The organism is Thermostichus sp. MS-CIW-40, assembly GCF_054058315.1.
In genome coordinates, this window is record NZ_JBSSAC010000024.1 from 1 (window position 1) to 24,673 (window position 24,673).

Annotated in this window: 15 protein-coding genes, 1 tRNA gene and 1 riboswitch; of the genes, 7 read left to right on the forward strand and 9 right to left on the reverse strand. The window is 58.9% G+C overall.

The window, feature by feature from the left end; all coding sequences use genetic code 11:
- Positions 1-262 precede the first annotated feature (262 nt).
- The gene (locus ACVWXF_RS08735) at positions 263-2,263 is read right to left on the reverse strand and encodes a primary-amine oxidase (protein WP_457383955.1); all 2,001 of its coding nucleotides are present in this window, start codon (positions 2,261-2,263) and stop codon (positions 263-265) included.
- 909 nt (positions 2,264-3,172) lie between these two features.
- Between ACVWXF_RS08735 and ACVWXF_RS08740 the strand changes: the two genes are divergently transcribed.
- Positions 3,173-5,833: a sensor histidine kinase gene (locus ACVWXF_RS08740; protein ID WP_457474189.1), complete on the forward strand. Its 2,661-nt coding sequence runs from the start codon at positions 3,173-3,175 to the stop codon at positions 5,831-5,833.
- A gap of 13 nt (positions 5,834-5,846) precedes the next feature.
- Here ACVWXF_RS08740 and ACVWXF_RS08745 read toward each other — a convergent pair.
- Positions 5,847-5,919: transfer RNA gene (locus ACVWXF_RS08745), tRNA-Arg, on the reverse strand.
- 417 nt (positions 5,920-6,336) lie between these two features.
- Here ACVWXF_RS08745 and ACVWXF_RS08750 point away from each other — a divergent pair.
- Positions 6,337-6,843, forward strand: coding sequence for a hypothetical protein (locus ACVWXF_RS08750; RefSeq protein ID WP_457474190.1), 507 nt, complete (start codon positions 6,337-6,339; stop codon positions 6,841-6,843).
- Positions 6,844-6,945: 102 nt separating this feature from the next.
- On the opposite strand, the gene rpsT is transcribed toward ACVWXF_RS08750, so the two are convergent.
- Positions 6,946-7,275, reverse strand: coding sequence for a 30S ribosomal protein S20 (gene rpsT / locus ACVWXF_RS08755; protein WP_414355736.1), 330 nt, complete (start codon positions 7,273-7,275; stop codon positions 6,946-6,948).
- A gap of 87 nt (positions 7,276-7,362) precedes the next feature.
- Here rpsT and ACVWXF_RS08760 point away from each other — a divergent pair, with 87 nt between their 5' ends.
- Positions 7,363-8,727 (forward strand): CRTAC1 family protein, encoded by a 1,365-nt coding sequence (locus ACVWXF_RS08760; RefSeq protein ID WP_457474191.1) that lies wholly within the window; start codon positions 7,363-7,365, stop codon positions 8,725-8,727.
- Here ACVWXF_RS08760 and moaA read toward each other — a convergent pair.
- Together moaA and ACVWXF_RS08770 are read right to left on the reverse strand one after the other, a co-directional pair.
- Positions 8,724-9,701: a GTP 3',8-cyclase MoaA gene (gene moaA, locus ACVWXF_RS08765; RefSeq protein ID WP_457474192.1), complete on the reverse strand. Its 978-nt coding sequence runs from the start codon at positions 9,699-9,701 to the stop codon at positions 8,724-8,726. The genes ACVWXF_RS08760 and moaA overlap by 4 nt on opposite strands.
- Before the next feature lie 478 nt (positions 9,702-10,179).
- Positions 10,180-12,087 (reverse strand): cation:proton antiporter, encoded by a 1,908-nt coding sequence (locus ACVWXF_RS08770; RefSeq protein ID WP_457474193.1) that lies wholly within the window; start codon positions 12,085-12,087, stop codon positions 10,180-10,182.
- Between the two features lie 246 nt (positions 12,088-12,333).
- A riboswitch (Glutamine riboswitch) is annotated at positions 12,334-12,432 on the forward strand.
- Positions 12,433-12,518: 86 nt separating this feature from the next.
- On the opposite strand from ACVWXF_RS08770, the gene ACVWXF_RS08775 reads away from it, so the two are divergent.
- Complete coding sequence (locus tag ACVWXF_RS08775; RefSeq protein ID WP_011434342.1) at positions 12,519-12,971, forward strand: DUF4278 domain-containing protein; 453 nt, start codon at positions 12,519-12,521, stop codon at positions 12,969-12,971.
- A 248-nt stretch (positions 12,972-13,219) separates the two neighbouring features.
- Here ACVWXF_RS08775 and glnA read toward each other — a convergent pair whose 3' ends face one another.
- Entirely contained in the window at positions 13,220-14,644 is a 1,425-nt protein-coding gene (glnA, locus tag ACVWXF_RS08780; RefSeq protein ID WP_457383959.1) for a type I glutamate--ammonia ligase, read from the reverse strand.
- Between the two features lie 465 nt (positions 14,645-15,109).
- Between glnA and trxB the strand changes: the two genes are divergently transcribed.
- Positions 15,110-16,540, forward strand: a complete 1,431-nt coding sequence (gene trxB, locus ACVWXF_RS08785; protein ID WP_457474194.1) for a thioredoxin-disulfide reductase — start codon at positions 15,110-15,112, stop codon at positions 16,538-16,540.
- 86 nt (positions 16,541-16,626) lie between these two features.
- Here the strand turns inward: trxB and purL are convergent, their stop codons facing one another.
- From purL to psaM, 3 genes are all read right to left on the reverse strand, one after another.
- A complete protein-coding gene (gene purL / locus ACVWXF_RS08790) occupies positions 16,627-18,933 on the reverse strand; it encodes a phosphoribosylformylglycinamidine synthase subunit PurL (protein ID WP_457474195.1) in 2,307 nt (768 codons plus the stop codon).
- A 21-nt stretch (positions 18,934-18,954) separates the two neighbouring features.
- Complete coding sequence (recG, locus tag ACVWXF_RS08795; RefSeq protein WP_457474207.1) at positions 18,955-21,468, reverse strand: ATP-dependent DNA helicase RecG; 2,514 nt, start codon at positions 21,466-21,468, stop codon at positions 18,955-18,957.
- A 206-nt stretch (positions 21,469-21,674) separates the two neighbouring features.
- A complete protein-coding gene (gene psaM / locus ACVWXF_RS08800; RefSeq protein ID WP_011434349.1) occupies positions 21,675-21,767 on the reverse strand; it encodes a photosystem I reaction center subunit XII in 93 nt (30 codons plus the stop codon).
- A 371-nt stretch (positions 21,768-22,138) separates the two neighbouring features.
- Between psaM and glyA the strand changes: the two genes are divergently transcribed.
- Both glyA and ACVWXF_RS08810 read left to right on the forward strand, forming a co-directional pair.
- Positions 22,139-23,464, forward strand: coding sequence for a serine hydroxymethyltransferase (glyA, locus tag ACVWXF_RS08805; RefSeq protein ID WP_457474196.1), 1,326 nt, complete (start codon positions 22,139-22,141; stop codon positions 23,462-23,464).
- Positions 23,465-23,488: 24 nt separating this feature from the next.
- Entirely contained in the window at positions 23,489-24,598 is a 1,110-nt protein-coding gene (locus ACVWXF_RS08810) for a glycosyltransferase family 4 protein (RefSeq protein ID WP_414349946.1), read from the forward strand.
- Positions 24,599-24,673: the final 75 nt, after the last annotated feature.

Genomic DNA, 24,673 nt, shown 5'->3' on the forward strand with positions numbered 1-24,673 from the left:
TCAGGACTTGGGTCATGGTTCTATCATAACTTCCGCATTCCTCCCGACACTGACCCTACGGGTACAGTGCGGGGCTCCTGCGATTTCTAGCTGAGCATATCTGAGCAGAGCTTTTGCCCAGCACCAAAGACCGGGGCTGAGCAATGGAAGGCATCTGCTACGGTGACCCAGAAACCAGGTCTCAAGCCCCGTGGGCGAAGAGTGCCTCCCCTCTCACTCCTGTCGCGCCCAAGCTGTTCGCACTTGAAAGAATCCTCGCCCTCTAGGCAGGGGGGTAGTCAATAAAGCTGCAGCAGCCTTTGGTCTTCGGCGGGGGAGGAGGCACATCCAGAGCTGGGTTGCACTCAAAGAAGCCCAGGGGCTTGAGCATAAAGCCGATGTAGCTAGCCGGCATCACTGGCCAGTCCTCGGTGCGGGGGAAGTGATTGCAGCCAAAGCTATACCAGAGCACCAGGCGGGTGTTTTCCAGGGATCGGTTCGCTTGCGTCCATTTCACCAGCCCTTCGCCACCGGGGTGTTGGTTGGGGTAGTCCCCTGCTGGGAACTTCTCGCCGGGATGGTAGGGCGTGGCCCAGAGGTGGTGGGCCAGGTATCCTGCCCGTCGGTACAGCCAAGAGTCGGGGTGGGCCAAAAGCTGGACGTTTTCCCCCGGCATCAGTTTGTAGGCCACCGGCTGTCCCAGGCGGTTGTGGCGATTGGGGTTGACAATCTTCCAATAGCGGCCCCGCAAGGGATCCACCGTTTGCTTAGCCTCCTGCTCGGTTTTGAGCAGGGTGGAGCGGGCGCGAAAGGCGTTGCCGTGAGGGTTATCCGGCCCCAGAGGCAGAGGTTCTGCATGCACTTCATAGAGGGAGTTGCACGGCCCATCCACCGCCATATCGAGGCGGACAGTGAAAAAGTGCTGGTGGTTGAGGCCAGACAATTGGGGTGCCACCAAGACGCCAAACTCCGGCTCTTCCCCCGGCAACGTGGCGCAAGTGTTGATGATGCCGGTGAGCTTGGCTTCAAACTCCAGCGTGCCATCCTGGTAGAAGTACCAGAAAAAGCCGTAGTCGTAGTTGCCAATGGTGGTGAAAAAGGAAAGCACCAACCGCCGCGAGCGCCGCACCTGCGCCCGTTCCGTGCGCCAGTCGGTGTGCTTCCAGAGCACCCCAAAGTCCTCCTCGTGCATACAGACGGCATTTTTCAAAAGCATGGGCTCGCCGCTGTTGGTGGGCAACCAGGCATCGAAGTAGTAGATCTCTCCCAAGCAGTCGCAGCCCAGCTGCAGGGAATTGGCCTGCATGCCAATGCCGTATTCCCCCACATCAAAGGCATTTTTGCGACAGTGGGGATCCCGCGGATCCCCGTAGGGCACCACCATCTCGGCTACCGAGGCGCGGTAGAGAATGGGGCGAAGGCGGCCTTGATCCTCGTAGCTCACCTGGTGGAGGACGAGCCCCTCTCGCGGGTTAAAGCTGATGCGCAGATCCCACTTCTGCCAGCGGATGTGGTGGCCGTCCACCTGGAAGCTCACCCCTTGGGGCTGAGTGATTTCTAGCGGCTTCAAGTCTTGGCGAAAATCTTTGAAAAACAGCTCGTCGAAGTTACCGGACTCCGGCGGCAAGGGCCACAGACCCCGATCCTCCACCTTGACAACTTGCATGCGGTTGAGGTCAATCCAGGGGTAGAGCCCCTCGATGGGGCGGGCATAGCCGTTGTCGCAAGGGGAAGTACGTAGGAAACAAAAGCCTCGCACCAGCCGCCGCCCTTCTTCTTCCGGGATCCCAAAGTAGCCCACCGTCCAGTAGTCCACCATCACCAAATCCACATCGGCAATCCCCCGCCGCTGCAGAGCCGCCAAAAATTGGGGATCCTCCTTGAGCAGGCGGTCGCAGGCGTACACCTCATCGTCGAGCAGAGGGGGCTGCACGCCCGCAATGAGCTGCCAAGAGCGCACCTGCTGTGTTGACAGAGAGACCACGGCTTCGTAGGTGTTGCCACTGGCCGGATCCAACAGCACCACGAAAGCCTGCCGATCCCACGGCTGCCCCGGCTGCCACGCTTCCATCCAAGGCCGCTCCGGCTCTTGTAGCTGGATGGTTACAAAGCGCCCCTGAGAACTGAGGGGCCGTTGCCGGCGCAGGATCTGCACCACTTGCCGCATTTCCTCGGCGCTAAGGGGATCCAAGGGGTGGCCTTGGGGCAATGAAGCCTGGCCAAGCAAAGCAGATTCACTCGACTGGCTATGTCGATCCAAACTGGGAGAAACTTTACAAACCACAGCAATAACCTTGAATTCTTCAGTTGGAAAATGATTGAGTTGAGCTAGGAAAAAATAGGGAGAAGTCTGCTGAGAAAGGTCAAGGGGATCCCTTCGCTCGCCATGCCGCGGGCCAGCCCATCAACCCAACTCAGAGAATCCAGAAAACCTAACAGCAGGCTAAACAGACTATCCTGTTGCCATCGCCAACATCGGGCAACTTTGCAAGAGATACCCGGGGAAAGGAAAACTTAAGCCAAAGCCCAAGGAAGTGAAGACAACCTCGGCCCTGCTAATTGTCCAGATCTAGCAATCTTCTGTTTCCCCGTCCGCTAACCAAATGAAGAGGGCAACGGCACCTTGAGAAGCCGCGCCAGGGCGAACAGGAAACCGTCAACCCATCGGGAAAATCTGAATACAGGTCTTACTACAGATAAACCCAAACTCGAGAGCAGGAGAAGTTTTCTGTGATTAAACGTCAGGCTTAACGTTGCACAGGAAAGCATAAAAAAGAGAAAACGCTTCACGCAGGCTAAGGGCAAGCTCACACCGAGAAGGCACAACCCAACGTCGACCTCTCCCGAAAACGCAAAAATGTCTCGAAACCTGCCCCGACCCTACCTGCCAGGGGGATCCCACCACTTGGGATCCGAAATGCAACTGACGATACTATAGCAGAGGCACCCCCCTTTCCCACAAGCCCGGCCCAAAGCCTCCCGGTCGCATCAGCAGGGTAGCCTTCTCCCCGTGGGTTTGAAGCCTAGCTCAGGCTGAAGGGTTGGTGTCAAAGAATACATTTCCAAAGTCATTCTGAAGCCATGCTTAAGGTTAGGAATTTCTAGCAATTCGAATAGTAGGATCCCTCACGTCTCCTGAAAATCGTCCACAATGAGGCAGGGCTTGCGGCAAATTAACCGTCTGGTGAGGGAGATGGCTTCAACTCGATACCGCCTGGTGCCGGTGCGGCCAGGAGACGGCAGCTTTTATCCAGAGCATCTCTATTTGGCCTTAGAAGCCACCCAACTGGGCTATTGGCAACTGGATTTGCGCACCTGGGAGTTGATTGCCTCTCCCCAATGCAAGGCCAAATACGGGCTGGATCCCGGCCAAGATTTCACCCTGGAAGTGTTTTTGCAGCACGTTCACCCGGAAGATCGCCAAAGGGTGAAAGAAGCTTTGCAGACGGCTGGGCCCAGGGCGGTAGAGGGGGATCCCAACTTTTCGGTGGAATATCGGGTTTACCAGGCCGACGGCCAGATGCGCTGGCAGCTTTCCCAGGGGGTTGTCCTGCTGGGGCCGAAAGGGGATCCCGGCGAGATTGTCGGCGTGACCCTGGATATCAGCGAGCGCAAGCAATTAGAGATCACCTTGGCCGAGCGAGAGCGCCACTATCGCCAGCTCCTGGAAGCCCTGCCCGACATGCTGCTTCGTCTGGATCGCCAGGGCCGATGTCTGGAGTTCAAGCCGCCCAGCTATTTTTCTGTCCCCCATCCCCCTGCCTACTATCTGGGCAAAACTCCTGAAGAGCTGTTTCCTGATACCGGTTGCACCGGTGGGGCGGAACCCATAGCCCAAGCCATTCGCGAGCATCTGGAGCTGGCCTTGGCAACCCGGCAAGCTCAAGAGATCGAATACCCCTGCCCAGAGGGATCCCCTCAGCCCCAATATCGGCAGGCTCGCATCGTCCCCTATGGGGAAGATCAAGTGCTGATGATCATTAGAAACATCACCCCTCGTAAGCAAGCCGAGCTGAAGCTGCAGCGGCAATTGCAGCGAGAAAGGCTGTTCAGCCAGCTCATTCAGGCCATCAACACCTCTCTGGACTTACCCACCCTATTTGATGTGGCGGTGCGGGAAGTGGGAGCAGTGTTGCAGGCAGCACGAGTTACCCTTTATCAGTACCTGCCCGCTGAGGCCGTGTGGTTGGGCATTGCCAGCCATAGCCGATTTCCTAATTTGCCCAACAATCTGAACCTGCGACTGCCGGATAGCAGGGATTTTATGGTTTTCGATCATTTGAAACGGCTGCAAATTTTTCATGTCCAGGATCCGGAGCAGATTGCCGATCCCTTTGCCATTTATGAGAAGCGAGAATACCACCTGGGCCCTTGGTTGGTGATCCCAGTGGCTTGCCAGGGAAAAGTGTGGGGTGCCCTGTCCCTGCGGCGCCTGACCTCAGATCCGGATTGGCAAACCGATGAGATCGAGTTGGCCAAGGCCATTGGGGATCACCTGGCGGTGGCCATTCAGCAGGCAGAGCTTTATCAAAAGCTGCAACAGACCAATGCTGAATTGGATTACCAAGTGCGGGTGTGCAATGCAGAGCTCGAACAAGCTTACAACGACGAAGCGCTACTCCAGCTCATCACCGAAGAAATTCGCTCCACTTTGGACGAACAAAAAATCTTGGAAACGGTAGCCCGAGAACTGGCCCTGAGCTTGAACCTATCCAATTGCACCATTGCCCTTCATGACCCAGAGCGGCAGGTCAGCGTTTTGGCGGTGGACTATTTGGCCGGAGAAGGGATCCGGCGCTTCCCCCTGGAGGTTTCGTTTGCGGATTTCGCCCATGTGCTTCGTCAGCTCCGGCGCGGACAGCTTTGCCAATTGAGCAACTTCCATCACCCCTGCTGGCCCAACCACGACCGCTACACCCTGATCATCGCTCCCATTTGCGACAAAAGGGATCTGACAGCTCAACACGAGGAACTGCTTGTTTTGGGAGATATTTGTGGATCCCGTCCACCGGGGCAGATATTTACCGAGCGGGAACAACGGCTTATCCAACGGGTAGCCGGCCAATGTGCCATCGCCATTCGCCAAGCACGTCTTTATCAAACGATCCAGCGTCAGGTGCAACAGTTGCAGGAGCTCAACCAACTCAAGGATGAGTTTCTGCACATGGTCTCCCATGAAATGCGCACGCCTCTCACCAACATGAAGCTGGCCATTGGGTTTTTATCCAAAGCCAACCTAACCGAGCGGGAAAGGCGCTACTTGCAGATTTTGGAGATGGAGACCAACCGCGAGCTGGAGTTGATCAACGACTTATTGGAATTGCAAGCCATCGAGTCCGGAAACAAAGCCCTCAGACTTACCTGTTTATCTCCCCAGGAGTGGATCCCCAATCTTTGCGAGCCCTTCCGGCTGCGGGCTGCCCAACAGGGCCAACAGTTTCAGGTGGAATGGGATCCCGACCTTTCGCCCCTCTGCACGGATGAGAGCCTCTTGTCGCGGGTGGTCAGCGAGCTTTTAAACAATGCGTGTAAGTACACCCCCACTGGGGAAAGCATCTATTTGAGTGTGAGCCAGGCTAACTCCAATGGCCGTCCCGGCTGGCTGATCACGGTGCGCAATACAGGGGTGGAAATTCCTGCAGAAGCGTTGCCCCGCCTTTTTGAAAAGTTCTATCGCCTCCCCCAGTTGGATTGCCGCAACGCCGGGGGAACGGGCTTGGGTCTATCGCTGGTTCAAAAGGCAGTGGAGCTGATGGGCGGATCCCTGCGGGTAGAAAGCCACTCTCGGCAGGTGATGGTTCAGATGTGGTGCCCCCATCAGGGCAGCTTGTCGGAAACCCCAAGCAAGGCTTAGGGGGCAAGGCCAGCGCCTTGCGCAGGACTCGAACCTGCAACCATCGACTTAGAAGGTCGGTGCTCTATCCTTTGAGCTAGCAAGGCCGAAGAAAAGGGTGCAGAGCCATTATATCCCCGACCCAGTTCCCATTCTCTGACCCCGACCAACCTGCCTCTGACCTTGAGTTCTGCATTGTTGCTTGGGCAAATTGCGCGGTTTGACTTAGGGAGCCGGGTCGGGATCCCTTCACCATGGGAATGTTGGTTTTCGCTCAGGATATGAACGTCAAAGAGATCGTCTGCCAAGCTCTTGGAACGGGACGTCTGGGCGTCTCTCAGGAGACTTGACTGTACGGATAAGGAAGACTTGCAGACGGCAGATGCTTTGAGCAGATGCTTTGATCAGTGCCTTTTTGGATGGCGCTGTGCAGCGGGAGAGCCACAACTGGGCTCCCTGTGCATCGATCCCTTAAAATGGGCGAGCCGAAAGCAGAAAAGTACTCGTTTGAGTTCGAGGATCCCATGCAACCGAGCTATCGCGTCGGAGATAAGTCCAAAATGGGTTTTGAGGTGTTGAACATCGGGATCCCCATGCCCTTGCTCCCTGATCCTGGCTCAGCTGCGGAAAAGAAAGCTGCCTCTGGCACTCAATCCCTGTCTCCGGCAGCCAAGCGTCTGCTGCGCCTCTATCACGGTGGTAGCTTCATCTTTCTGGGCCTGCTGTGGCTGGTAGTCGGGATCCCCAGTCTCTGGGCTCTGCGAGCGGATATAGCCCGCCTGTGGGATTACTTTACTTGGACGGGCCTGCGATATGCCTTGTTTCACCGCCCAGGATGGCCGACTTTGGGGTTGTTGCTCTGTGTCAGCTTCACGATGGGGATCCTGATTGCCCAAAGCCGCTATGAGCTGTTCGGCCTGTATCCGGTGGAGCGTCTCATGCTGGAGCAGCAATCCCGCTGGATCCTATCCTTGCCGGTGTGGCATCCGCTGCGGCGCTGGTTGATGCGCAGGTTGGATACTCAAGATTAGGTTTTGGCTGCTACTTGGGATCCCTGCCGGCACCGAGGCAAAATCTCGTTTGCGTGCGGCTGAAATCCCGCACAAGCACCACTTCCGAAGCAGCAGGAGAAGTCAATCACGCCCACCCAAAGCCTCAGCCTGGGATTTTTCCGAGGAAGCCACAGACAGCTTCACAATCCGGGCCAGCCGAGCCTTACGACGAGCGGCTGTGTTTTTGTGCAGAACGCCGGTTTTGGCAGCTTTATCAATGCGGCTGAAAGCAGCACTCATAGCCGCCTGGATTTCCTGCAGAGTTTCTTGCTGTGGGTTGGCAGCGTAGGCAGCCGAGAGGGAGATCACTTTCTTCATCAGAGCGCGCACCATGGCTTTGGTGGCTTTGTTGCGCAGCCGATTCCGCTCTGCGATCTGAACGCGCTTGATGGCAGATTTGATGCGTGGCATGGTTGAAAGGGAAGTTTCGGCGAAGATCCAGCATACCATCAGAGCTGGAAGCTCCACCAGTTCCTATTGTTCTCCGATGGGATCCCCATGTTTCAAGATTGCAGCTCGCAGATCCGCTTCAACCCACCTGCCCTTTTCTACGGGGTTGCCGCTTGCGATTTGGATCGGGATGGGGCCTTTGAGCTGTTTGTGTGCGGGTTCCGCGGCTCCAATCGAGTCTTGAAGTGGGATGGGCAAACCCTGGTGGATCAAGCAGACGACACCCTGGCCGATGCAGGGCGCATGGCAATTGGGGTGGCTGCCGCCGACTTTGACGGGGACGGGCAAGAGGAACTCTACGTTTTGAATACCGATACCTTCGGGGGGCGCAAGCGCTTTGGGGATCGCCTCTTCGACTGGCAGGGATCTCGCTGGGTGGACCTGTTCTCCCTGCCGCAAAACCAAGATGCCCTCAACTTGACCGCAGGTCGCTCTGTAGCCTGTGTGGATCGTCTCGGCCAGGGGAGCTATGGATTTTTCGTAGCCAACTACGGCGGCCCTATGCGCCTCTACGAGTTGGGCCCTAACCAAATGATCGCCGATGTGGCGCCGGAAGCGAGACTCAATCGGGTGACGGGCGGGCGGGGGTTGGTGGCCGTGCCCTTGGTCTCGCAGCGGATGGACATTTTTGCCGTCAATGAGCAGGGGCCCAACTTTCTGTTTCGCAACCGGGGAGATGGCACCTTTGAAGAGATTGCCGCTGAGGTGGGCCTGGCGGATCCGGACGAGCACGGACGTGGCGTGGCGGCGGTGGATCTGGATGGGGATGGACGGCTGGATTTGCTCTACGGCAACTGGGAAGGCCCCCATCGCCTCTGGATCCAGACCCCCGGCGGTTTTTTTAAGGATGTAGCCCCCCCGGAGTTGGCTAGGCCCTCCCGCATTCGCACAGTCATCGCTGCCGACTTCGACAACGACGGCTACCCAGAGCTGTTTTTCAACAACATCGGCGAGCCCAACCGTCTGTTTGCTTGGCGCTCAGGCCGTTGGCAAGCCATCGACATTGGAGATGCTGCCGAGCCGCAGGGATTGGGGACAGGAGCAGCGGTGGCCGATGTGGATGGGGATGGTCGTCTGGAATTGTTGATCGCCCATGGGGAGTCTGGCGCCCAGCCTCTCAGCTTCTATCGCCCTCAGGCCAATGCCAACAACTGGCTGAGAGTTCTGCCCCTCACCCGCCAGGGAGCCCCGGCCCGCGGCGCGTTGGTAAGGCTGCTCACCTCCACCCGTACCCAGATCCAGGCCATCGACGCCGGCAGCGGCTACCTCTGTCAGATGGAGCCGGTGGCCCACTTTGGCCTGGGATCCGAAACAGGGGTCAAGGAAATCCAGATCCAGTGGCCGGATGGGAAACAGTTGCAGGTGGCCCACCCACCGGTCAACCAGCTTTTGCGGATCCCTTATCCCCGCTAGCCGCCAATCTGAGACATGGTGCGCCGGTAGGATCCCTGGCTGCCGGTGTCCCGTCCTTTGAAGTTGATGTCCGGCTTGATGTCCAGCAGTTCTCGCACCTGCTGTCTTAGCCTTTCGGCAGGGATCCCAGCTCGCAGCGGATCCCGCAGGTTGATTTGGCCGGATTCGTTGAGCAGGCAAGGGCGCAGCCAACCGTCGCTGGACAGCCGCATGCGGTTGCATCGATCGCAAAAGCACTCCGACATCTGGCTGATAAAGCCCAAGGTGCCTTTTGCCCCCGGGATGCGAAACACATCTGCCGGCCCATTGCCGGCCACAAACCCGGGTTCCAGGCCAAAGCGAGCGCGAATTCGCTGTCGCAGCACCTCAGACTCTACCCAGCCCGTCTGCTGGAAGAGGGCGGCATTGCCGATGGGCATAAACTCGATGAAGCGCACATGCCATTGCCGCTCCAGGGTAAGGGCAGCCAGCTCTTCCACTTCCGATTCGTTGAGCCCAGGGATCACCACCACATTCAACTTGAGGGGATCGAACCCCACTTGGTGAGCAACTTGGATCCCGGCCCAGACCTGCCGCCAGCGATCCCGCCCCGTGATCAGTCGAAAGGTCTCGGGGTTGAGGGAATCAAAGCTGATGTTGATGCGGCGCAACCCCGCTTCATAGAGGAGTTGAGCTTTTTGGCTGAGGTTGAAGCCGTTGGTGGTAAGGGCCACATCTCTCACCCCAGGCAGGCTGCATAGAGCCCGGATGAGGTGCTCCAGCCCCGGCCTGAGCAGGGGTTCGCCGCCGGTGAGGCGAAAGCAATCGATCCCCAACGGCAAAAACACCTCTCGAACCAACGTGAGGATTTCCTCATCCGTTAAACGCTCTGGGGCTTGCAGCCACGTCAACTCCGCCTCGTCAGGCATGCAGTACTGGCAGCGGAAATTGCAGCGATCGATCAAGCTGATGCGCAGATAGTTAACGGTCGGCATGGCAACCTAGGCCAGAAACAGATGGGGCACCCTTCCCCCCAGAGTGCCGAGCAACGCCGAGGACCCTTTCCGTTGCCTCTGGAAAACCTCCCAGCGTCTGATACATTTACGCTGAACACTGCTGAACATCACTGTTCAACTATGCAGCGATAGCATTCTGTTTGTTTCCAAACAGAATGGCGGTATCCCGCAAAGCTTTGAGTAGAATACCCAAAGCGCAGTTTCCGTGTCGTCTTACTACCAATTTTCTGCTTTGCTTTGGCTACCATGTTGGCAGACTCGAAAGTAAACAGTAAAGATCAACTGGTAGTAATCCGTACTGAACATATTATACATTATTTTCAGTATAGTTGAGCTTATTATTGACTAGAGTCATGCTCCATCCGCAAAGGCAGCGGGGGAACTGTCCCGAGGCTTGCAACTTGCAGTGGCCACACCTCCAGTTTGCAGGATACTACGAAGATTGAGGTGCAAATCTCTACTCGGCAGAGCCAGGGATCCCTGCCCATTCGGGTTGAACAGGCCGCTGCCAGCGTTCCCACCAGGCCAGCACAGACTCAGGTGGGTGGCTGTCGTGGCGGCCGTTGGCATTGGCGGGGAGGGGGGGAGAGGGAGGTGGGGCCGGCGGTGTCAGCCAACTGACAGGCGCGGGGATCAGACAACTGGGGTGGAGAGGGCGCAGATCGCGGTAGTGGCTGCTGCGAATGGCCAGGATCTCCTGCTGAATGATGTCTGGGGGTTCTCCCAACTCCAGCAACACATGGCTGCACAGCCCCAGGCTGGCCTCAAATTCGGGGTGGACGACTTCTCTGGCCCCCAACTGATAGAGCTGTTCGATGTCTTCCTTGTCGGTAGCTCGCACCACCACATCCAATTGCGGCGCCAACTCCAGAGCTCGTTTCAGGCAGAGGCGGATGCTCATGCGATCCGGCAGGGCAATGACCAGAGCGCGGGCCTGGGGCAGGCAAGCTTTCTCCAGCACCAACGGGCTGGCCGCATTTCCGTAGAGGTAAGGGATCCCACGGGAACGCAGGTGTTGGATCACCCGTTCTGACTGATCGATAACCAAGAGGGGGTGACGACGGGCTTCGAGAATGCGCACAATATCTTGCCCCACCTGCCCATAGCCGCACACCACCACGTGCCCCTGTTGAGGAGCATCGGGGGCCAAAGCGCGGGGCCGCTCGCCCGATTCCAACCAGCGGGCCAAGAAGGGGATCCCGTGTAGCCCGGAAAACAGTCGAGGAGCGCCCCTCAGCAGAAAGGGGGTGAGCAGAAGGGTAACGGCTGTGGTGCTGACAATCAACAAATAGATCTGCCGCGACACCAATCCCAAAGCCTGCCCCTCGCTGGCCAGCACAAAGGAGAATTCGCCGATTTGCGATAGGCCCAGCCCCACCACCACCGCTGCCGGCAGAGTGTAACCAAACAGCCGCGCCAAGGGAGCCACGATGCAAAACTTGCCCACCATCACCAGACCCACCAGCCCCAGGATCAGCAACAGATGGCCGAGGATAAAGCTGGGATCGATGAGCATGCCGATGGCCGCAAAAAAGAGAGCAGCAAACACATCTCGCAAAGGCTCTACATAGTCCAGGGTTTGGTCGGCGTACTCCACCTCCGAGATCATCAGACCGGCAATGAAAGCCCCAATCTCGCTGGAAATGCCCAGCCGCTCCGTCAACAGGGCAATCCCCACGCAGAGGCTGATCACCCCCAGCAAAAACACCTCTTTGCTCTCCTGCTGAGCCAAAAGCCGCAAGAAGGCCGGAACGAGCCAAATGCCACTCACCACTGCCCCCAGCCCCACCAGGCCAATTTCCGCTACCGACTTGACCAGGGATCCCGCCAGCTCCGGCAGGGGAGAGTCCAAAGCCGGCAACACCGCCAGCATCAGCCCCACCGCCAAGTCCTGCACAATCAGGATCCCCAGCATGGCCTGGGCTTGGGGAGTGCCCATTTGGTTGGTCTCAGTGAGACTTTTCAGCACCACGGCAGTCGAGGACAAGGAGAGCACGGCCCCCAAAAAGATCCCTTGCACCGGCGTCAACCAGCCGCTGACCACCGCCAGCACCGCCGTGATCAAAATCGTCAGGCTGATTTGCAAAATGCCGCCGCCAATGGCGATCCCCCGCACTTTGCGCAATTCTTTCAGGGAAAACTCCACCCCCAAGGTGAACAGCAAAAAGGTCACCCCAAACTGGGCCAAGGTTTCCACCTGAACCAACTCTTTGATCCACCCCAACCCGGTGGGCCCCACTAAGATCCCGGCCAGTAAGTAGCCGAGCAACACCGGCTGCCTCAGCAGTGAGGCCAAAAATCCACCCGCTGCCGCTGCCGCCAATACCGTCACGATGTCCAAAATCAGACGAAAGTCTTCCTGCACAGGGCACCCACCAAGGAATGTGAACTTTTGTAGCCAATCCTGAGGATTCTTCCACGATAATGCTTCCTCTGGCATCTCGGACAGAGTGGAGAACCTGGCCCCAAGCCCTGCACCTTACTTCCCCCAGGGATCCCGGCTGACTAGTCCCGATTAGAGGAAGCTGGCCAGAAACTCAGTGGAAATTTTTGTTAAAAGTTGCTGGCAACACCCAAAAACCGTAGCTTATAATACAGAACGTAGATAGAAATCGTTCATCCTCTCGCGTGCTGGGCGGCTCGTTAATGTAGGTAGAGCGACATCACGGCCAGAGGACGGAAGTAGGGAGAGATCCCGAAGGAACGCGCCTCAACTCTTCTGGTAACCGTGTGGCTTCTCTTGTCTCTCAGGAGAAGGCGAACGGATGAAAACTCAACTCATTGGAGGCGAAGATCATGGCACTCTTTTACCGTGGCGTCGATTACACCCCCTCTTCTGCAACTGCAGCGGTTTCTCCCGGCAAAGTGGGGGGTCGTTACCGGGGGCTGGACTGGCGGTTCCGCCACCTGAGCAAGCCGGTGGTTTTGCCCACCAACCTTGACCTGCTCTATCGGGGTGTTGCTCATCATCTCAAGGCGGCCGAAGGGCCGGCTCAACCCGTTCAGACGGCAGAGGCATCTGCCCCGGTGGCTGCCAATGGCCGTTCTCATGTCTTGGATGAGCTGTCTCGCCGCTTGATGATGAGCCATCAACGCTTGATTCGGATTCGCCAGCAATCCATGCTGCTCCGCGGTACAGAGCAGATTGGCCTGCATGTCAACGTGCGCAACTTCTGGAACCGCATCCAAGGAAAAGTGCATCCCACCTTTCGGCTCAACTACGACCGTAGCCGTGTCAGCATGAGCTGATCTGCCCGTAACTGTTGATGCTCTGGCATGAGCTCAGCGAGAAGGGATCCCGGCTGGGGATCCCCTTTTGGTTTCTGGGTTGAGCTTCCTCAGGTCGATGGACGGCACAGGACGCTTCAACGCTGGCACGAGGTGCTGTTGACCAAAAGTAGCTAAGTTGCCCAAGGGATCCACAATTGAGGGGTGCTATTTCCTCGGAAAAAAACGGGATCCCATCAGGGATCCCGCTGCAGAATCGGCCACACCGCTTAGGCGTCGAAGTAAAGGGCGAACTCGTAGGGGTGAGGCCGCAGATTCATGGGGTTGATCTCGTTGTCGATCTTGTACTCGATGTAGGTCTGGATCAGATCTTCGGTGAAGACGCCTCCCTCCAGCAAGAAGGCATGATCCTTCTGCAGGTTTTCCAGGGCATCCAGCAGGGATCCAGGCGTGGAAGGGATCTTGGCCAGCTCTTCCGGCTCCAGATCGTAGATATCTTTGTCCAAGGGCTCGCCGGGATGGATCTTATTCTTGATCCCGTCCAGGCCAGCCATCAGCATGGCCGAAAAGGCGATGTAGGGGTTGCAGGTGGCATCCGGGCAGCGGAACTCCAGACGCTTGGCCTTGGGATTGTTGCCGGTCACCGGAATGCGAATGGCGGCGGAACGGTTGCCCTGGGAGTAAGCCAGGTTCACCGGCGCCTCAAAACCGGGCACCAAGCGCTTGTAGGAGTTGGTGGTGGGGTTGGTGAAGGCCAGGATCGCCGGGGCATGCTTGAGCAGGCCACCGATGTAGTAGAGAGCCGTCTCGCTCAGGTTGGCATAGGTGCCTTCGCTATAGAACAAAGGCTGACCATCCTTCCAGAGGGACTGGTGGGTGTGCATGCCAGTGCCGTTGTCGTTAAATAGGGGCTTGGGCATGAAGGTGACGGTTTTGCCGTGCTTGCGGGCCACGTTCCGGAGCACGTATTTGTAAACCATCATGTAGTCGGCAGCCGTGATCAGATCGGCGAAGCGATAGCCCAGCTCCCCTTGCCCGCCGGTAGCCACCTCGTGGTGATGCTTCTCGATAGGCACCCCCAGCTTGCCCATGGTCAGCAGCATCTCGGTACGGATGTTTTGATGGGCATCGGTGGGCGGGGCCGGGAAATAGCCCTCTTTGTAGCGAGGCTTGTAGCCCAGGTTGCCACCTTTCTCCTCGCGGCCCGAGTTCCAGCGACCTTCGATGGAATCCACGAAGTAGTAGGCCGAGTTTTGGGTTTGGTCGAAGCGAACATCCTCAAAAATGAAAAACTCCGCCTCCGGCCCGAAGTAGGCAGTATCGGCAATGCCCGTCGATTGCAGATAGGCAACGGCACGGGCGGCAAGGCTGCGGGGACAACGGCTATAAGGCTGGCCGGTGCGCGGCTCAACAATGCTGCAAGTTATGCTGAGGGTGGGCACCTCCAGAAAGGGATCGATCCAAGCCGTCTTGGGATCCGGCACCATGTACATGTCCGACTCGTTGATCGCTTTCCAGCCCCGGATACTGGATCCGTCAAAGGGAAGCCCCTCGGTGAAGGTTTCTTCCTTGATCATCGAGGTGTGGAAGGAAACATGCTGCCAGGTGCCAAAGATATCCACAAACTTGAGATCCACTATCTGGACGTTGTTGTCCTGGATCATCTGAAGCACTTCTTGGGGCGTGGATGCCATTACTCTCTCCTGATTGGGTTGCGGTTAAGACTGGGGGAACTGTGGCTGAAACAAATGGGATCCCAGCAGGTGATCCCCACGCTTCGACCCAGACAGGCCAAAAACGCTCACTCATCCTAGAAAGGCCAACACGGGTATTTTGTAGTTTCTGATACAAAATTCATTTGAGCTCCGCTTTCTGACCAAGACCAAATTGCTGGCCATCTCAGACACCTCTTTTCCTTGTGGCTTGGGTCAACCGGGATTGGGTGTTGGGGATCCAAAACTTGGGCAATGGCCGCCACTTGGCCAACCTCTGGGCAGAGATAACCCTATGGGATGGGCAAAAAAGGCCCCAATGGCCTGAGGCGAGCGAAAATGAGGCTAATAGGCCTCGGCCTCGACCGGTTCGCCAAGGGGTGTTAAGCTAAAGCGTAGTCGTTATGAGTTTGGCTTTTATTCCCATTGCAGAAGGAGAGACATCGGATGACAGAGCAAAGTCGGGTTGAGAATGTGGTGATTATCGGCTCCGGCCCTGCTGGGTTTACAGCAGCCATTTACGCTGGGCGTGCCAACCTGAAGCCGGTTGTGTTTGAGGGGTTCCAGGCGGGCGGGATCCCGGGCGGGCAACTGATGACCACCACCGAGGTGGAGAACTTTCCGGGCTTTCCCGAGGGCGTCACCGGCCCCCAACTGATGAAGAACATGCGGGCTCAAGCGCAGCGGTGGGGGGCAGAACTTTACACCGAAGATGTCACCTTTGTGGATTTAAGCCAGCGGCCCTTTGTCGTCCGTTCTGACGAGCGGGAATTGCGCACCCACAGCCTGATCATCGCCACCGGGGCCACAGCCAAGCGCCTACACCTGCCGGGGGAGGAGACCTACTGGAACCGGGGCATGTCAGCTTGTGCTGTCTGCGATGGGGCTATGCCCATGTTCAGAGGGGTGGAATTGGTGGTGATCGGCGGCGGCGATACTGCCTGTGAGGAGGCCACCTACCTGACCAAGTTTGGATCCCACGTGCACATGCTGGTGCGCAGCGACAAAATGCGGGCCAGCAAGGCTATGCAGGATCGTGTTCTCAACAACCCCAAGATCACTGTGCACTGGAACACCGAGGCGGTGGAAGTGATGGGCGACGGCCTGCGCCTGACCGGGGTGAAAGTGCGGAACAACCAAACCGGCGAAATACGCGAGATGTCAGTGGGTGGCCTATTTTATGCCATTGGCCACAAGCCCAACACAGACCTATTTAAAGGGCAACTGGAACTGGATGAAGTCGGCTACATCGTCACCCGCCCGGGATCCGTGGCCACCAGTGTGGAGGGGGTGTTTGCCGCCGGCGACGTGCAGGATCACGAGTTTCGTCAGGCGATTACCGCTGCCGGCACCGGCTGTATGGCGGCCATGTTGGCAGAGCGCTGGCTCTCGGAACACGGCTTGGCCCAGGAGTATCACGTCCTTCCCCAAAGCCATCCTGAACCCAGCCCTGCTGCGACTTCTGCGGCAGAGTCTGCTGGGGATCCTGCTGTTGAGGAGGCCAGCTTTGAGGAGAATGGACAGGATGACTTAGACTTCAGCAAGACTTGCCATGAGGGGAGCTATGCCCTGCGGCGACTCTACCACGAAAGCGATCGCCTGCTCATGGTCAAGTACACCGCCCCCACCTGTGCCCCTTGTCATGCCCTCAAGCCGATCTTGAACAAGATCATCGATGAGTTCTCGGACAAGCTGCACGTGGTGGAGATCGATATTGAGAAAGATCCGGAGATTGCAGAGGCAGGGGGGGTGGCGGGCACCCCGACGGTGCAATTTTTCAAAAACAAGACGCTGGTGGCCCAGTTGGTGGGCGTTAAGCCCAAGTCCCAATATCGAGAGGTGATCCAGGCCAATTTGTGTGAGGAAAAATCCCCCTAAGGATGTTTTCCTCTCCAACCTCTGGCCCCTCTCCCCAAGGGAGAAGGGAGCTGGGCGCAGAAAACGGTTTCCCAACCGAGGCTCAGCTAGTCCGAAAAGGCACCGTGGTAGGCGGCCTGCATGGCTGCCAAAGACACCACCAGTAAGGGATCCTCTTCTGCCGTCCTTAAGAGCAGGGGATCCGCAGGGGATCCCACCTCTCCCAAAAGCTGCCACTGGCCGGCAAGCTGCGCTTCTAAGTAGGCTTCCCAAGCAGAGCGCTGGGCCGGATCCACAGAAACCAGGATGCGGCTGGATCCCTCGCCAAACAGGGCCTGATCCCAGCGCAAGGATCCAGGAGCCAGGGAGAGGGTTGCGCCGCGGCCTCCGCTCAAGCAGGCTTCTGCCAAAGCCACAGCTAATCCCCCCTCGCTGCAGTCGTGGGCAGAGCGCACCCAGCCCTGGCGGATTCCATGGCGACAGGCAGCTTGCACCCGCTTTTCCAATTCCAGATCCACTGGCGCGGGCCGGCCCGTAACTTGCTGGTGGATGACCGCCAAATACTCGCTGCCCCCCAAGCTGGTGAGGGCCTGGGATCCCAGGAGGTAAATGAGATCCCCTTCTTGCTGCCACCCCTGGCCACAGATGCATTTCAAGTCGGGAATGAGACCCACCATGCCAATGACAGGGGTAGGGTAGATAGCCTGCGATCCCTGGGGGGTGAGGGTCTCGTTGTAGAGAGAAACGTTTCCCCCCGTTACCGGCGTACCGAGGGCACGGCAGGCATCTCCAATCCCCCGACAGGCCAGGGCCAGCTGCCAGTACACCACCGGGTTTTCGGGATTGCCAAAGTTAAGGTTATCGGTAACAGCTAGGGGATCGGCCCCCACACAGGTGAGGTTGCGGGCAGCTTCCGCCACGGCTGCCTTGGCCCCCTCGTAGGGATCCAAATACACCCAGCGGCCATTGCCATCCAGGGTGGCAGCGATGGCCTTGCGGGAAGCTCGCAGGGGCGGCACCTCGCCCACGCCAAACTTTTGGGAACGGATGCGGATAACCGCCGCATCTCCCTGGCCCGGCCAAAGGACGGTGTTGTTTTGCACCTGGTGGTCGTATTGGCGATAGATCCAGGCTTTGCTGGCCAGGGTGGGGCTGGCCAAAAGCTGCAGCAGCACCTCTTTCCATGCCAGCGTTGCCTGAGCGAGGTGGATCCCCTGGCAATCACAAGGGGGTAGAGTGGCGGGATCCCATTGCCACGCTGCCTGCACGTAGGCTGGCGGCTCTGGCAACACCGGACGGACATAGACGGGGGTGTCTTCGGCCAAAGCCCGCACCGGCACCTGCACCACGCAGGATCCCTGGTGCCAGATCTCCACCAGCGGCTCGGCAATGACTTCCCCGGCCACACTAGCTTGCAAACCCCAGCGGTGGAAGATCTCCATCACCTCCGCCTCGCGGCCTTTTTGCACCACCAGCAGCATCCGCTCCTGGGATTCCGAGAGCAGGTATTCCCAGGCAGCCATGCCGCTTTCCCGCGCCGGCACTCGATCGAGGTCAAAGCGGATCCCCACCCCTCCCTTGGCGGCCATCTCCGCGGTGGAGCAGGTGATCCCGGCTGCCCCCATATCCTGGGCAGCCACCACAGCTCCTGTGGCAAAGGCCTCCAGACAGGCCTCGATGAGGCACTTGCCCAGGAAGGGATCCCCCACCTGCACTGCCGGCCGATCCTGCTGCGCATCCTCCTTGAGCTCGGCGCTGGCAAAGCTGGCGCCGCGGATGCCATCCCGCCCGGTGGTGGCGCCCACGTACAAGACCGGGTTCCCCACCCCCCGCGCTGCCGATTTCACCACTGCCGGCGTCTCCAGCAGCCCCAGAGCCATGACGTTGACCAAGGGATTGCCGCTGTAGCAGGGATCCACCGCCACTTCTCCCCCCACTGTGGGTACCCCGACACAGTTGCCGTAGTGGGCGATCCCTTCCACCACCCTGGCCATGAGGCGGCGGTTGCGGGGATCGGTCAGCGGCCCAAAGCGCAGCGAGTTAAGCAGGGCAATGGGACGGGCGCCCAGGGTAAAGATATCCCGCAGGATCCCTCCCACGCCGGTAGCTGCCCCCTGGAAGGGCTCCACTGCCGAAGGATGGTTGTGGGACTCGATCTTAAACGCCAGCCAATCCCCCTCCCCCAGATCCACTACGCCAGCATTTTCCCCCGGCCCCACCACTACCCGCTCGCCCGTGGTGGGAAAGTTTTTCAGCAGAGGGCGGGAGTTTTTGTAGCAGCAGTGCTCTGACCACATCACCCCAAACATGGCCAGCTCGTTGGGGTTGGGATCCCGGCCCAGCTGCTGCTGGATCTGTTGATATTCCGCCGGGGAAAGGCCGTGGGCTTTTAAGTCTTCGAGAGTATAGGGCATAGTGCTCCAATTGCCCCTAGCTTAGGTCAACAACCCAGGGCCCAAGAGACGGGCCTGACGCTCTTCCAGTATGCGGCTTAAGGGGGGCCAGCGCTTCAGGTCGGGGTCTTGGACAATAAGCTGCTCTGCCGCTTGGCGGGCCAGCTGCAGCACCTCTTGATCCTCCATGAGGCTGGCCAGGGCAAAATCGGGTAGCCCCGACTGGCGGGTGCCCATCACCTCCCCTGGGCCGCGGAAGCGCAGATCCATCTCGGCAATGAAAAACCCGTCGTGGGACTGCTCCAGCACCTTGAGCCGCCGCAGAGCATCTTCTCCTTTGGATCCCGTCATCAAGATGCAATAGGCTTGGTCGGATCCCCGTCCTACCCGCCCCCGCAGTTGGTGCAGTTGGGAGAGCCCAAAGCGCTCCGCATGCTCCACCAGCATCACCGAGGCATTGGGCACATCTACCCCCACCTCCACCACCGTGGTAGAGACCAGAATATCCAGCTCCCGCCGGCGAAAGGCCGCAATGACAGCTTCCTTCTCGCTACTGGTCAAGCGCCCGTGCAGCAGGCCCACCCGAAATTGGGGGAAAACCTTTTCCTGCAGACGCTGGTGTTCCTCGATGGCAGATTTCAGATCCAGCTTCTCCGACTCTTCAATCAACGGCAGCACCACGTAGGCCTGCCGCCCTTGGGCAATTTCCCGCTCGATAAGCCGCATCACCTGCAGGCGATCCCCTGGCCGGGCTACCAGGGTGTGCACGGGCTTGCGCCCCGGCGGCAGCTCGTCAATTTGGGTAACATCCAGATCCCCATGCAGGGCCAGGGTGAGGGTGCGGGGGATGGGGGTGGCGGTCATGGTGAGCACATCGGGGTGATCCCCTTTCTGTTGCAGGGCGGCCCGCTGCTCCACGCCAAAGCGGTGCTGCTCGTCGATGACCACCAAGCCCAGGTTGCGAAACTGCACTGCCGGCTGGATGAGAGCATGGGTGCCCACCACCAAGGGCAATTCCCCAGTCTGCAACTGCCGCAGGATCTCCCGGCGTTTGGCGGGAGGGGTGGATCCAGTCAACAGTTCAACGGGCACCTGCAGCTGGCTGAGCCATTCCACCAACTTGCGGTAGTGTTGCTCGGCCAAAACCTCGGTGGGAGCCATGAGGGCCGCCTGCCAACCGGATTGAATGGCTGCCAGCACAGCTGCCACCGCCACCACGGTTTTGCCGGATCCCACATCTCCCTGCAAGAGGCGGTTCATGGGCAAGGGATCCCGCAGATCCGCTAGGATCTCGTCGATGGCCCGCTGCTGGGCAGCGGTAAGCTGAAAGGGCAGGATTTGGTAGAAGCGATCCAACAGCTCCCCTCTAGCCGGCTGGTAACGAGGTATGGCCTGAGCTTGGGCACGATAGCGGTGTCGCCGCTGCAATAGGCTTAGTTGTAGGTAGAAAAACTCATCGAACACCAGCCGCCGCCGGGCCTGGGCCAGCAGCTCTCGGGTCTTAGGAAAGTGGATCTGCTGCAGGGCAACAGGCAAGTCCAAAAGCTGCAACTGCCGCTTGAGATCCGCCGGCAAGGGATCCTCCACCAAGGCCGCCGCCGGCAAAGCCAGTTGCACCGCCTTGCGCACCAGATCGGCGGGGATCCCTTCTGAGAGAGGGTAAACTGGCAAGATCTTGCCCAGCCTGTCCAGCTCCTCGCCCTCTCCCCCCAGCACCTCCAGTTGCGGGTTATCCAGCGTTAGGCCCAACCGGCCCTTTTTGACCAGGCCGCTGGCAGCCACCAGGGCCCCCTTGGGGTATTGCCGCTCCAGGGAAGCTTGCCAACTGCGCTGGGCAAACTGCCGCCCGCTGTAGAAGCGGCTGAGGGTAATTACACCACTTTTGTCGGCAATCTTTAGGTTGAAGATGGTCAGCGAGGGATTCTTAGGGCTGGTAAAGCAACTGCAACTTTTCACCGTCCCTACAAGGGTAACGGTCTCCCCCACCTTGGCTTGGCGGATGAGCACCCGCCGGGAATAGTCCAGGTAGTCGCGGGGGAAGTAGTAGAGGGCATCCCGCACGCTGTGTAGGCCCAGTTGTGCCAGTTTCTCCGCTGACTTGGGACCAATGCCTTTGAGAAACTGCAGCGGCTGCTCCAGGCTGAGGCCGGCGGGGAGAGATGGGGAAATCGTGCTCCGCCCTGCCTCTGGGGGGGTTGTTGCTACGCCTACGGCAGGGAAACCAGAGCGCTGTGGCAACGAGGCTGCAAACGAGCCAGGTTGGTGGGAACTCGGTCGGGACAACTCTTGCTGACGTCGGACTCGCTCCAGCCAGCGGCGGGTTTCGGCCACCAGGTGCTGGCGTTCGGGCAGCTCCAGCTCGGAATACAGGGTATAGCGGGATCCCAGTTCTTTCCATCGCCGCCGGTCATCTCCATTCAGCACCCAGTCAGAGGGGGGATCCTGTCCGAACACGCTCCCCAAAAATTGGGAGAAGGTCTGCTCTCGCCCCCGCAGGTCGGTAAACCCCACCTCTGCTTCTAGGGAAAGGGCGCGCTGAAGCCGCTGTAGATCCACCTGGCTCAAGTTGCTTGGCTGCCGGGAGTGCTCCTTATCAATCCAACTTTAGCCAACAACGGCAGGACAACCGAAGGAGTGCAGCAGCGCAAGCCACACTTTCCATTCCTTGATAAAGAAAAAAGCCTGCCTTATTACTCCGCAACACTGTCGTGACGGGGCAGGCCGAAGGGATCCAGAGGCACTTTTTGGGAGATGCAGGAGCTTTAGCTGCGGGCCAGGGCGGATCCCAAAAGCAGAGCCATCACTGCCGGCACCAAGGCAATCGCCAGGATGGTGAAAACTTGTGCGTCCGTCATAACCAACTCCCTAACAGTGGAATTGCACAAAAGTCAGCCCCCTCACTCTACCGTAGCTTGAGGGGTAGCCTTGACACCGAGAAGAAAAGCTCAACATTCTTTACAAAGCAGCCCTTGCCCATCCCGCTTGACCGTGGCTCCCAGATCCTCTGCTTGGATCGATGTTGCTCCGCAACGCTGTCGCGACTGACATTCTCCCCACCCCTAAAGCAAGGGATTCTTTCTCAGTTTTGGGGTTTTACCCCAGGCAGAAAGGCCGGGGCCTGCGCTGCTGGTTTGCGGGTCATGCTACGATGTTGCTCCGCAACGCCGTCGCGACGGCGAAGCAGTTCTTGCCCATTCCTCCTGCGAAGTTCGGTCTTGGCGTCATCATGGTAGCTGCTCCACAAAGTCTGACCACCTCACGGGATAGCTTGGCCATCCTGGCGGAAACGGATCCCGTTGTTTACCGCCTGATCCAGGAAGAGCTCAACCGGCAGCGGGATCACCTGGAGATGATCGCCAGTGAGAACTTCACCTCTCCTGCCGTCTTGGCAGCCCAGGGCTCGGTGCTCACCAACAAGTATGCAGAAGGGCTGCCGGGCAAGCGCTACTACGGCGGCTGCGAGTTTATTGACGAGATTGAACAACTGGCCATTGACCGGGCTAAGCAATTGTTCGGGGCAGCCCACGCCAATGTGCAGCCCCACTCGGGGGCGCAGGCCAATTTCGCTGTTTTCCTGGCCCTGCTGCAGCCAGGAGACACAATTATGGGCATGGATCTGGCCCACGGCGGCCACCTTACCCACGGCTCCCCCGTAAACGTCTCCGGCAAGTGGTTCCGCGTGGTGCACTACGGGGTGCATCCGCAGACGGAGCGGATTGATTTTGACCAAGTGCGGGATCTGGCCCTGCAGCACCGGCCCAAGCTGATCATCTGCGGCTACTCTGCCTATCCGCGGACAATTGACTTTGCCGCTTTCCGCGCCATTGCCGACGAGGTGGGGGCCTATCTTCTGGCCGACATTGCCCACATTGCCGGCTTGGTGGCCACTGGACATCACCCCAACCCCGTGCCCCTCTGCGATGTGGTGACCACCACTACCCACAAGACGCTGCGAGGGCCGCGCGGGGGACTCATTCTCACCCGCGACCCAGAGCTGGGCAAAAAGCTGGATAAGGCGGTGTTCCCCGGCAGTCAAGGGGGGCCGCTGGAGCATGTCATTGCCGGCAAGGCGGTGGCCTTTGGGGAAGCCCTGCAGCCCGGCTTCGCCCAGTACTCGGCCCAAGTTATCGCCAATGCCCAAGCCCTGGCGGGATCCCTGCAACGGCGAGGCATTCGACTGGTTTCCGGGGGCACCGACAATCACCTGATGCTGCTGGATCTGCGCTCGGTTTCGGCGGTGCTGGAAAAGACTGGGGCGGCGGATCCGGTAATGACGGGCAAGCGGGCGGATCGGCTGATGGGGGAGATCCACATCACCGCCAATAAGAACACCATTCCCTTCGACCCACAGCCGCCCTTTGTAGCTAGCGGCCTGCGTCTGGGATCCCCAGCCTTGACCACCCGCGGCTTGGGGCCAGTAGAATTTGAGGAAATTGGGGAGATCATCGCCGATTGTCTGTTTCAGCCTGAGGAGCCTGCTGTATTGGAAGAGTGTCGCCAGCGGGTGGCTCAGCTCTGTCGTCGTTTCCCCCTCTACCCCCACTTGGGATAACCGCAATCCTCGCCACGGCTTGCTATGCCCTACTTGGTTGCCTTTCTGGCTGCTGCCTGTGTGGTTCTGTGGGCAACCCCGGTGGTGAAGGCGGTCGGGATCCGCAGTGGCCAGTTGGACTTTCCCGACGAGCGCAAGATCCACCAGCAACCGATGGTGCGCCTGGGGGGGGTTTCCATCTTTTTTGGCAACTTGGTGGCCCTGCTGTTGCTCTGGGGAGCCGGAGCTTTTGGGGGCTTGCGCACCGAGCAGGAGTACGAGATTTGGGGGGTGACGATCGGTGGGGTTTTGTTTTTTTTGATTGGCCTGGCGGACGACCTGTTTCACCTGTCGCCTTTTTCCCGCTTGTTGATGCAATTCGGCGTGGCTGCTGCCGCTTGGGGAGTAGGGGTGCGCATTGAGTTCATCAGTCTGCCCGGGAGAGGGATCTGGCCCTTTCCGGTGTGGTTGAGCCTGCTGATTACCCTGTTCTGGCTGGTGGGGATGGCCAACGCCATCAACTTCATGGACGGGCTGGATGGGCTGGCGGCAGGGGTGTCGGGAATTGCGGCAGTGGTGATGCTGATCGTAACCCTGCTGCTGGATCGACCGGCGGCGGCCATGCTGGCGGCGGCTTTGGCGGGAGCTTGCCTAGGCTTTTTGCGCTACAACTTCAACCCAGCGCAGATCTTCATGGGGGATGGGGGGGCCTATTTTTTGGGCTTTACCCTGGCTGGGATCGGGGTGATCGGGGTGGCCAAGGGGGTGACCACGCTGGCAGTGGCTCTGCCTTTCTTTATCTTGGCGGTGCCGATCCTGGATATGTCCACCGTAATCCTCAAGCGGCTGGCCAGGGGGAAGTCGCCTTTCCATCCCGACAAAGGCCACTTGCACCACCGCTTGCTCAAAGCCGGCCTATCCCATCGGCATTCAGTGCTGCTCATCTACGCCATGACCCTCTGGGGGGGATCCCTGGCCTTGGCCTTGGCGGGCTTGCCAGCAGGGGGCACCTACCTGGGCGGGGCCTCGCTGGTGTTGGCAGGGGTGGCTTGGGGGGCTTGGCAACGGCAACGAGCTTTGCCCTCGGAGGACAGGCCCGAACAGGAATATGTTGCTCCGCAATGCTGTTGCGACCAGGAATGTAAAGAAGATTGAGCTGGGCTTGTTCTCCATCGCTCGCCTGCCTAGACTGGAGGCGCTCTATATTTGTTGTTTTTTGTTTTGTTGTTT

Excerpts from the sequence above, each read along its gene's own strand:
- ACVWXF_RS08740 (WP_457474189.1), top strand. The coding sequence starts at position 3,173 with ATGGCTTCAACTCGATACCGCCTGGTGCCGGTGCGGCCAGGAGACGGC.
- ACVWXF_RS08750 (WP_457474190.1), top strand. The coding sequence starts at position 6,337 with ATGCAACCGAGCTATCGCGTCGGAGATAAGTCCAAAATGGGTTTTGAG.
- rpsT (WP_414355736.1), bottom strand. The coding sequence starts at position 7,275 with ATGCCACGCATCAAATCTGCCATCAAGCGCGTTCAGATCGCAGAGCGG.
- ACVWXF_RS08760 (WP_457474191.1), top strand. The coding sequence starts at position 7,363 with ATGTTTCAAGATTGCAGCTCGCAGATCCGCTTCAACCCACCTGCCCTT.
- moaA (WP_457474192.1), bottom strand. The coding sequence starts at position 9,701 with ATGCCGACCGTTAACTATCTGCGCATCAGCTTGATCGATCGCTGCAAT.
- ACVWXF_RS08775 (WP_011434342.1), top strand. The coding sequence starts at position 12,519 with ATGGCACTCTTTTACCGTGGCGTCGATTACACCCCCTCTTCTGCAACT.
- glnA (WP_457383959.1), bottom strand. The coding sequence starts at position 14,644 with ATGGCATCCACGCCCCAAGAAGTGCTTCAGATGATCCAGGACAACAAC.
- trxB (WP_457474194.1), top strand. The coding sequence starts at position 15,110 with ATGACAGAGCAAAGTCGGGTTGAGAATGTGGTGATTATCGGCTCCGGC.
- purL (WP_457474195.1), bottom strand. The coding sequence starts at position 18,933 with ATGCCCTATACTCTCGAAGACTTAAAAGCCCACGGCCTTTCCCCGGCG.
- psaM (WP_011434349.1), bottom strand. The coding sequence starts at position 21,767 with ATGACGGACGCACAAGTTTTCACCATCCTGGCGATTGCCTTGGTGCCG.
- glyA (WP_457474196.1), top strand. The coding sequence starts at position 22,139 with ATGGTAGCTGCTCCACAAAGTCTGACCACCTCACGGGATAGCTTGGCC.
- ACVWXF_RS08810 (WP_414349946.1), top strand. The coding sequence starts at position 23,489 with ATGCCCTACTTGGTTGCCTTTCTGGCTGCTGCCTGTGTGGTTCTGTGG.